This window comes from Tenuifilum sp. 4138str (assembly GCF_041102575.1).
Lineage (GTDB): Bacteria > Bacteroidota > Bacteroidia > Bacteroidales > Tenuifilaceae > Tenuifilum > Tenuifilum osseticum.
In genome coordinates, this window is sequence record NZ_JBGCUE010000013.1 from 110,091 (window position 1) to 120,070 (window position 9,980).

The window sequence follows — 9,980 nt, forward strand, 5'->3', positions numbered from 1 at the left end:
GCCTGTCATCCTGAGCCTGTCGAAGGATCTCCCCTTTATGGTAAAGGAGATGTTTCGCTAACGCTCAACATGACAATACCCTCACGAACAACTTTCAACTCAAAAAAAAGGGCACCGCAAGGCGCCCTTTCTATCTTGTTATCCTGAATTATTTCAGGTTGTGGGTTTTAACAAATTTCTCAAGAACACCCTTAAGGTCGGGTAAGCCTATCTCAGCCAAATCGTAGAATACACGGGTGGTAGGTTTCTTGATGTTGATAATACGGCTGAGGTCAATTGGGGTACCAATAATAACGGTATCGCAATCGGTGTTGTTGATGGTGGCTTCAAGGTCCTTGAGCTGTTGCTCACCGTAGCCCATGGCAGGAAGAACACGGCCAATGTTGGGGTAAATACGGTAGGTTTCCTGTAGCTTACCAACAAGGTAAGGACGAGCATCAACCTCTTCGCTTGCACCAAACTTGCGGGCAGCAATGGTACCAGCACCAATCTTCATTTCACCGTGGGTTAAGGTTGGGCCGTCCTCAACAATTAGGCAACGCTTACCATCGATAAGTTCGGGCTTGTCAACCTTGATGGGCGAAGCGCCGTCAACCACAATGGCTTTGGGGTTGGTTTTGCGAATGTTCTCACGAACAATCTGAATACCCTCGGGCGAAGCTGAATCCATCTTGTTGATAACAACAACATCGGCCAGGCGAAGGTTAACCTCACCGGGATAGTAGCTAACCTCATTACCGGCACGGTGTGGGTCAACCACGGTGATGGTAAGGTCGGGTTTGAAGAAAGCAAAGTCGTTGTTACCGCCATCCCAAAGGATAACATCGCAACCGCTGGGGTCTTTTTCAGCTTCGCGGAGAATGGCCTCGTAATCAACACCAGCGTAGATAACGTTACCGCGCACTACGTGTGGTTCATACTCCTCCATTTCCTCAACTGTACATTTGTGTTTCTTTAGGTCGTCAACGGTAGCAAAGCGCTGTACCTTTTGGGCAACCAAATCGCCGTAAGGCATAGGGTGACGAACTGCAACCACCTTAAGACCAAGCCCCATAAGGTACTCAATAACCTTGCGCGAGGTTTGCGACTTGCCGCAACCAGTACGGGTAGCCACAACGGCAATAACCGGCTTGGTGCTCTTTAGCATGGTTTCATTGGGGCCAAGTAACATGAAGTTAGCGCCGGCAGCGTTAACTATTGAGCTAAGGCGCATTACATGCTGATAGTTCACATCGCTGTAGGAGAATACGCAGTCGTGAACGTTTTTTTCCTTGATAATCTTAGCAAGATTTTCTTCAGCCTCAATGGGAATTCCATTGGGGTAAAGTTTCCCGGCCAGCTCAGCAGGGTATTTACGACCATCGATATCGGGAATTTGAGCAGCGGTAAAGGCAACAACGTTGTACTCCTCTTTATCACGGAAGAAAGTGTTGAAGTTGTGAAAATCTCTTCCGGCTGCTCCGATAATAACTACATTACGTCTCATAAGGACCTCCTTTGATATTTTGTTTAGATTTAGGTTTTACAATTCTCAAAAATAATTTTTTAAAATTCAAAATGTTCCCCTCAAAAATTTTACGTTTCTCTCGATCTTGAATTGATTTATATAAAAGACAGACTATTAGATTGTTAGGCAAATATTTTGTAAAATATGTTAAGAAACATATTTTTGGTATTAAGGGAAAAAAATGCCCCGATTTTTTAGAATCGGGGCAAAATGTTGTAATGGGAATGAATTAGTAAACCTCGATATCGTAAGGAATACGAGCCTGAACGCCCTGATTGTTAAGCATACTCTTAATGCGATTGTATGCTTTGAACGACAAACCGAGTTCGTCCTTTAGCATCCAAGCCTTTGCTTCGGCCGACATATCTTCCATAAGCTGCTCAAACAGCTTTTTCTGCTTTGGTAGCTCAACAAGGCGGTAGTTTTCTAACCCAGCCTTTTCGGCGGCAAGCTTAATGGCATCGGTTAGGCCACCAAACTCATCAACAAGCTTTATGTCCTTGGCGTTAACGCCGCTCCACACCCTGCCTTGTCCAATGGCATCGACCTGTTCAACAGGAATACCACGGCCTGCGGATACATGACCAATAAAGGTTTGATAGGTTTGCTCAATGAACATCTGGCCTACGGCCTTTTCTTCAGCGGTCATTGGGCGGAACACACTAAAGAAATCGGCATGGTCGTTGGTTTTAACAACATCAACGGTAATGCCCAATTTATTGTCGAGCGCTTTTTGCAGGTTGAAGAACAAGCCGAATACGCCAATTGAACCCGTGATAGTGGTTGGGTTGGCCATAATGGTTGTAGCAGGGGCTGCAATGTAGTATCCACCCGATGCAGCCACATCGCCCATGGAAACAATAACAGGCTTAACCTTTGCGGCTAAATCAACCTCACGCCATATAACCTCTGAGGCTAACGCACTTCCGCCGGGAGAGTTGATACGGAAAACTATGGCTTTAATCGAGCTATCGCGCCGTGCCTTGCGAATGGTTCGTGAAAGACCCTCGGAACCGATATTATCATCGTCACCTTCACCCATTCCAATCTCGCCGCTTGCATAAATAACGGCAATTTTATTCTTTGAGAATTTGCGTTTGGCAACCTCGGGGGCTTTAAAGTATTTTTTCAGCTCAATGCTGCTGATATCCTTCTTTTCCTCAATGCCAAGCTTGGTTTTTAGGGTTGCAATAAGCTCATCCTTATAGATTAGACCATCGACCAGCTTATTTACCAGCGCCTTTTTGGCATTGAATATCTCCATGTTGTTGGCCAAGCTGTTAAGCTTATCGGCAGATATGCCTCGGGTTTCGGAAATTCCCTTAACCCATTGGTTCCAAATGGATGAAACGTAGGTTAGCGTTTGCTCGCGGTTTTCGGGGCTCATCTTATCGAGCATAAATGGCTCAACGGCGCTTTTAAATTTACCATGGCGGAGTATTTGTGGCTCAACACCCAGCTTTTCCAAGGTTTTCTTAAAGAACATTACCTCGCTTCGCAAGCCAAGCCACTCAATCATACCCTCAGGGTTAAGGAAAACACTATCAGCTACCGATGCCAGGTAGTATGCTTTTTGGCTGTAAGTATCGCTGTATGCATAGATGAACTTGCCCGACGATTTAAAATCGATGAGCGCGTTACGGATTTCCTCGGTGGTGGCTGCGCCTGCATTAACGGCGTCGAGTTCAAGCAGAATACCCTTGATGTTGGAATCCTCCTTGGCATTGGCAATTGCTTTTAGGATTTGGTTCAACCCTATTGGGCTATTGGGTTGAAACGAAGTAAAATCGAAGCCCTTGAAGGGGTCTTCGCTACCGCGGTCAACTATTTCCTGTTTTAGATCGACGTAAAGGATTGAATTGGGCTCTACCTTAACCTCTTTTTTATCGGCCGAGGAAACAATTGCTCCAACAATCCCAAGGAACATCAAAAAGATTACTATTGATGAGATTACTATGCCCACTATTGTGGCAAGTACATACTTGAAAAATTGTTTCATAGTGATTGAGATTTAGTGATTCATTATTAAATAAGACTATTTTAAGTTGATAAAGTTACAGAAAAAAGGGTGAATTTTTAAATTATAATTTAATGTTGTTTAGTTAAGGGAATTTGTCATGTTGCGCGCAAGCGAAACATCACGCTATTGTGCTGAGTCCCGATTTATAGGGATAGGCTTCGCCGAAGCATCTCTTTGCTCTTTTTTCTTCAATCCTTTGATGAGATCCCTCGACTTTGCTCGGGATGACAAAACCCTATCTTCCTTTCTGCTTCCTTGTCATGCTGAGCTAGCCGAAGCATCGCTTTACCTTCAACCCTTTAATTCTTATTGTTTTTTTTGGAAACCGCTCTTTGCGGTGCTTTTCTGTTGCGATGCAACGTTTCACACTTGCTCTTTGGCATATGCATTGCGTACATCGCTATACATGTAGGAATAACCATGGTGTTACAAATATTACGCCCCTACGGGGCTGGAAGCGTTGTTCGTTGTTCGTGGGATATGACCTAACCCCAGCACTTTTCCCTGGGGGAATGGAGCGGAAGAAGCAGGCAGTGGCATAAAAGCCTGACCCGGCAATGGGTCGGGGGTGGAACGTGGCGGTGGGTCTAGAAAGCGATACCATATGAGCCACGCTGCAGGCGTGGCGAATAGTATCGCGTGGCAGTTCCACCCGCGGGGTACCCATCGGGTCGGGCTTTTCAGCCTTGATTTTCTTTGGTTCTTTCTTGTATCAAGACAAGAAAGAACATGTAAGCTGCCATTTACCATACTTTTCTGTTGCTATACAAAGCTTCACCTATGCTCTTTAGAAAATGTATTGCTTGCATCGCTATACATGTGGGAATACTCATTGTGTTAAAAATATTACGCCACAATGGGGCTGGAAGCGGTGTTCGTTGTTCGTGAATCGTTGTTCGTGAAACTATTGTCATGTTGAGCGCGAGCGAAACGTCTCATGGGGTCGATTAGAGATCCTTCGCTGCGCTCAGGATGACAGGCATGTATATTTTTGTTAACTAAACAACATTGATAGATAATTCATCATTATTAAAACGAGAGTAAAAATCATTGAAATCTAAAAAATTCACTTTGAGATATTTCACCATTTTATCCTTTAACCTTTATCCTTAATTCCGCTTTACCGGTTCTTAATTTTTCAACTAAACTCAGCCTCTCGTAAAGTCGTTCATGCAGAGCATGCTTCTCCCCCTTTATTTTTTGCTGTATAAATTATTTTCTACCTTAGCAAAACCATAATTGGCGCATATTTTGCAAAAGGAAGGTATGAGGTTTGGTAAAATAGTATTAACCTTTTCGGTTTCTGTATTTCTGATAACCGCAAGGGCACAGGAAATTTTGCCCGGTGCTCGATTGATGAGCAACTACCTTCCGTTAATTCAGGGTAAACGGGTGGCTGTTGTAGCCAACCATACCACTTTGGTTGGTTCAAAGCACCTGGTCGATACTCTGCTTTCAGCTGGTGTAACCATAAAAAAAATATTTAGCCCGGAGCATGGCTTTCGGGGCGATATTGAGGCTGGCGAGCTTATTGGAAACTATACCGATAAGGTTACGGGTTTACCTGTAATTTCGCTGTATGGCGGAAGTAAAAAACCCAAACCAACTGACCTGAGCGATGTTGATGTTGTAATTTTTGATTTGCAGGATGTTGGAGTCAGGTTTTACACCTACATCTCAACCATGCATTACGTAATGGAGGCCTGCGCGGAAAATAACAAGCCGTTGATTATACTCGATAGGCCAAACCCTAACGGTTTTTACGTTGATGGGCCAGTGCTGGACACCGCTTACCGCTCGTTTGTGGGAATGCATCCTGTACCCCTGGTTCACGGTATGACCATTGGTGAGTTTGCCCAAATGATAAACGGTGAGGGCTGGTTAAAGGGGAAAATTCAGTGTAACCTCACAGTTATTCCCTGTAGGGGTTACACCCACAGCATGACCACTGCCCTACCCGTTCGCCCCTCCCCTAACCTCCCCAATCACCTTTCCATTCTGCTTTACCCTTCGCTTGGGCTGTTTGAGGGGACGGTGGTAAGCGTAGGCCGTGGAACCGATTACCCCTTCCAGGTTTTTGGCTTCCCAAATTTCCCCGATAAGGGTTTTAGGTACATACCGGTTGAGAAACGTGGGGCAAGCTTGAATCCGCCCTACAAGGGTAAACCGGTTTACGGAATCGATCTAAGGGACTACTCGGTAAACTACTTTCTGGATCGCCGCGAGATAATTCTCGATTGGCTAATATACTCCTACAACAACTATCCTGAAAAAGATAAGTTCTTCAATAACTTCTTCAACCTGCTTGCCGGAACTAGCGTGCTGCGCCAGCAAATAGAAAACGGGTTAACCCCTTCGGAAATTAGAGCCACCTGGCAGCCAGCGCTTGAGCAGTTCAAACTGCTCCGAAAAAAATACCTGCTTTACCCCGATTTTGAATAACTTTGACACCTGATTACTGTAAAAGAATGGCAAAGAAAAATACACACTATGTGGTTTGGGAAGGGTTAAAACCTGGCATTTATGGGAGTTGGGAGGAGTGCCAAAGGCAAATAAAGGGTTTTCCGGGTGCAAAGTATAAAGGATTTCCAAGCATGCTTGCCGCACAGCGTGCCTATGATATGGGTTACTTGGCATACAATAGCATGAACCCCGAGCAGGAAGCGCTGTTTAATGTTAACGAGAATACCCCTAAACCAATATACCCCTCATTGGCTGTTGATGCAGCCTGGAATACTGCAACTCTTGAGATGGAATACCAAGGGGTAGATTGCCAAACCGGCAAGCTGATTTTCCATCAAGGACCTTTCCCCGACGCTACCAATAACATAGGCGAGTTCCTTGCCATTGTTCATGGGTTAGCGCATCTGAAAAAGTTGAATAGCGAAATACCCATTTACACCGACTCCATGACTGCCATAAGTTGGGTTAGGGCAAAGAAAGCACGTACCAAACTTATTCAAACGGAAAGGAATAAGAATCTCTTTGAACTACTGGAGCGAGCCGAAAAATGGTTAAGGGAAAACACATGGAAAAACCCTTTGCTTAAATGGGAAACCCAGTACTGGGGCGAAATCCCTGCCGATTTTGGTCGAAAGTAAACAAAATGACAACTACAAGTGAGTTTTGAAAGCTACATAGCAAAACGATTCCTAAGCGGTTCCGATAGCCAAAGCCTATCGAGGCCATTTATCCGTATTACCATTGCCTCAGTAGCCCTGAGCGTGGCCGTTATGATTGTGGCCATAGCCGTTATTACCGGCTTTAAAAGGGAGATTAAACAAAAGGTTGTGGGTTTTGGAAGCCATATTCAAATAACAAACTACGACAGTAACCAATCGCTTGAAACCAACCCCATACCAACAAACCTTCCGGTAATTGATGAGGTAAAAAAAGTAAAAGGGGTTAGGCATATTCAGCGGTTTGCCATTAAGGCAGGTATCATAAAGACCGACACCGATATTCAAGGAGTTGTCCTAAAGGGAATAGATTCCGATTTTGATTGGACTTTTTTCCAAAAGAACCTGGTTGATGGGGCGATTTTCAAAATTACCGACTCAACCACAACCGCTGCCTCGCTTATTTCCAAAACGCTGGCAAACCTTTTAAAGTTAAAGGTAGGCGATACCTACGATATGTTCTTTGTTCAAGAACCACCCCGTTATAGAAGGTTTACGGTTGCTGGTATTTACGATACCAAAATGGTTGAGTTCGATAAAATGTTTGTGCTTTGCGACATTAAGCACATCCAGAGGCTCAACGGGTGGAACCAGAACCAGGCCACAGGATTTGAGGTTTTGGTTGATGATATCGATAGGGTTGATGACCTATGGGTTGAGGTTGATGATATTGCAGGCTTTGTTTTCCTCGACGATGGCTCAAGGCTAAAGGTTCAAAGCATTATCGATAAGTACCCAAATATTTTTGACTGGTTGAACCTGCAGGATATTAACGCTGCCGTTCTAATTGTTTTAATGTTGCTAGTGGCAGCAATAAACATGATTTCGGGCTTACTCATTATTATTCTGGAAAAAACATCTACCATTGGCCTTTTGAAATCGATGGGAACATCGAACCGTAGCGTTAGAAAGATATTTTTAATACAGTCGGCGTTCATTATGATACGCGGACTTTTAATAGGAACTGCAGCGGGTTTGATACTTTGTTTTTTGCAAAAGCAGTTTGGTATAGTTAAGCTCGATGAGGCATTTTACTTCCTATCCGAAGTGCCCATCAACATTGTTTGGTGGCATGTAATTGTTTTGAATGTTTTAGCCTTTGCCGTTGGGGTGGCTATGCTGGTGGTGCCATCGATGGTAATTTCGCGGATTAGCCCCGATAAAACACTTAAATTTGAGTAGTAACTTTATCAGTAAAACCATGCAAAAGCTTCGTCTTTTACTTTTGCCCTTTTCGTTGCTTTATTGGTTTGCAGTAAAGATTCGAAACCTCCTTTTTGATATCAATGTTCTGCGCAGCTTTGAGTTCGACCTTCCAACCATTTGTGTTGGTAACATAACCGTGGGGGGAACAGGCAAAACCCCGCATACCGATTACCTTATTAGTTTACTAAAAAACAACTATAAAACGGCATTGCTAAGCCGTGGGTATGGTCGTAAAACCAAAGGTTTCAGAATTGTTGAGCAATCTTCGCTGGCCGTTGAGGTAGGCGATGAACCCCTTCAGCTTAAGCTCAAACACCCCGATGTTGCCTGTGCCGTGCATGAGGACAGGCTAAACGGTGTGGTGGAGGTAATGGGCTCGTTCCCTGAGACCGAGGTTGTTGTTCTGGACGATGCCTTCCAGCACCGTTGGATAAAAGCTGGGCTTAACATACTAATGGTGGATTACAACCGACCGGTTTACGCCGATTTCTTTTTGCCTGCCGGGAATCTCCGCGACAGCATCTCGGAGATTAAGCGGGCCAATATTGTTATAGTGAGCAAATGTCCCGATAACCTTACAACCCATGAGCAAAAGTTAATAGCCAAAAGGCTTAAAATCAAGCAAAACCAGGATATTTATTTTACCTCAGTGAGCTATGGTAAGCCAAAGGCTGTTTTTAGTAATTACGAAGACTGTAAATTTAATCCAAATGAAACCATCTTCGCTTTATCAGGAATAGCAAATCCCAAGCCATTTATCCATCAACTCGAAAAAAATTATAAATTGGTAGGAAAGAAGACCTTTGCCGACCATCATAATTTTACGGTTAAGGAAATTCTATCTATTTTTGAGGTCACCTCAAACGATGTAAAGCTGGTAACCACCGAAAAGGATGCAGCTCGTATTCGTGGGCTAAACCTGCCATCGGATGTAAAAAGTAGGATTTACTACTTGCCGCTTGAGGTTTACTTTATCAATAACAACGAAAATAGGTTTAACAGTCAAATACTCAATTATGTTGGAGAAAATAAACCAAACAGTAACCTATATCAAGAGTAAGGTTACCATTGAGCCCGAAGTGGGGATTATACTTGGAACCGGTTTGGGTGGCTTAGTTCGTGAAATTGAAAATCAACAGGCATTGGAGTATAAGGATATACCTAACTTTCCTGTTTCCACTGTTGAAGGACACTCGGGACGATTAATATTTGGCACCCTTGGCGGTAAAAAGGTTGTAGCCATGCAGGGCCGCTTCCACTACTACGAGGGTTACGATATGAAACAGGTAACCTTCCCGGTTAGGGTGATGAAGTTCCTTGGCATTAAGTATCTTTTTGTATCAAATGCCAGCGGGGGTGTAAACCCCGACTTTGAGATTGGCGATTTGATGATAATTAACGACCATATCAACCTAATGCCCAATCCGCTCTTAGGGCCCAATATCAATGAGCTTGGACCCCGTTTCCCCGATATGCATAAACCCTACGATCACGATTTGATTGCCTTAGCCCAAAAGATTGGGGCTGAACTGGGCTTCAAATTGCAGATTGGATGCTACGTGGGAACTACCGGCCCAACCTTTGAAACACCTAAGGAATATCAGTATTTCCGTATTATTGGCGGTGACACAGTGGGCATGTCAACCGTTCCGGAAGTTATTGTTGCCCGTCACATGAACCTGCCTGTGTTTGCCATATCCATTATTACCGATTTGGGTGTTCCAGGCAAAATTGTTGAGGTGTCGCACGAGGAGGTTCAAAAGGTAGGAGCCATGGCCGAACAAAAGATGACAAGAATTTTCAAGGAGATGCTCACAAGGCTATAATCCTTAATGCTATTCGCAAGGGAGAGGCTACCTGTTTAGGGTGGCCTTTTTTATTAAGTTGATGGTTGATAGTTGATGGTTGATAGTTGATGGTTGATAGTTGACGGTTGACGGTTGTTCGTGAGTGTATTGTCATGTTGAGAGCTAGCGAAAAATCCTAATACATAGTCGTCCCTTAAAAAGTCGGGTTTAAATTTTTTCTTGAGGATAAAAAAAACATGGGAAGGGGAAAGGAGTGCATG

The 9,980-nt window shown here is 44.0% G+C and carries 8 protein-coding genes; 5 read left to right on the forward strand and 3 right to left on the reverse strand.

The window, feature by feature from the left end; translation table 11 throughout:
* Window positions 1-148 precede the first annotated feature (148 nt).
* The 3 genes from AB6811_RS12045 to AB6811_RS12055 all read right to left on the reverse strand — a co-directional run bounded on the left by AB6811_RS12045 (window position 149) and on the right by AB6811_RS12055 (window position 4,194).
* On the reverse strand, window positions 149-1,486 hold the full coding sequence (locus AB6811_RS12045; RefSeq protein ID WP_369490720.1) for a cyclic 2,3-diphosphoglycerate synthase: 1,338 nt from the start codon (window positions 1,484-1,486) through the stop codon (window positions 149-151).
* 250 nt (window positions 1,487-1,736) lie between these two features.
* Window positions 1,737-3,506, reverse strand: coding sequence for a signal peptide peptidase SppA (gene sppA, locus AB6811_RS12050; RefSeq protein ID WP_369490721.1), 1,770 nt, complete (start codon window positions 3,504-3,506; stop codon window positions 1,737-1,739).
* A 421-nt stretch (window positions 3,507-3,927) separates the two neighbouring features.
* Window positions 3,928-4,194, reverse strand: coding sequence for a hypothetical protein (locus AB6811_RS12055; RefSeq protein WP_369490722.1), 267 nt, complete (start codon window positions 4,192-4,194; stop codon window positions 3,928-3,930).
* A gap of 599 nt (window positions 4,195-4,793) precedes the next feature.
* On the opposite strand from AB6811_RS12055, the gene AB6811_RS12060 reads away from it, so the two are divergent.
* The 5 genes from AB6811_RS12060 to AB6811_RS12080 are packed head-to-tail and all read left to right on the forward strand — an operon-like array spanning window position 4,794 to window position 9,738.
* Window positions 4,794-5,969 (forward strand): exo-beta-N-acetylmuramidase NamZ family protein, encoded by a 1,176-nt coding sequence (locus tag AB6811_RS12060; protein WP_369490723.1) that lies wholly within the window; start codon window positions 4,794-4,796, stop codon window positions 5,967-5,969.
* A gap of 26 nt (window positions 5,970-5,995) precedes the next feature.
* Window positions 5,996-6,628: a ribonuclease H1 domain-containing protein gene (locus AB6811_RS12065; protein ID WP_369490724.1), complete on the forward strand. Its 633-nt coding sequence runs from the start codon at window positions 5,996-5,998 to the stop codon at window positions 6,626-6,628.
* Between the two features lie 18 nt (window positions 6,629-6,646).
* Window positions 6,647-7,888, forward strand: coding sequence for an ABC transporter permease (locus AB6811_RS12070; RefSeq protein WP_369490725.1), 1,242 nt, complete (start codon window positions 6,647-6,649; stop codon window positions 7,886-7,888).
* 19 nt (window positions 7,889-7,907) lie between these two features.
* Complete coding sequence (gene lpxK, locus AB6811_RS12075) at window positions 7,908-8,972, forward strand: tetraacyldisaccharide 4'-kinase (RefSeq protein ID WP_369490726.1); 1,065 nt, start codon at window positions 7,908-7,910, stop codon at window positions 8,970-8,972.
* Window positions 8,929-9,738, forward strand: coding sequence for a purine-nucleoside phosphorylase (locus tag AB6811_RS12080; protein WP_369490727.1), 810 nt, complete (start codon window positions 8,929-8,931; stop codon window positions 9,736-9,738). The genes lpxK and AB6811_RS12080 overlap by 44 nt, the downstream gene beginning before the upstream one ends.
* The last annotated feature ends 242 nt before the right edge of the window (window positions 9,739-9,980 follow it).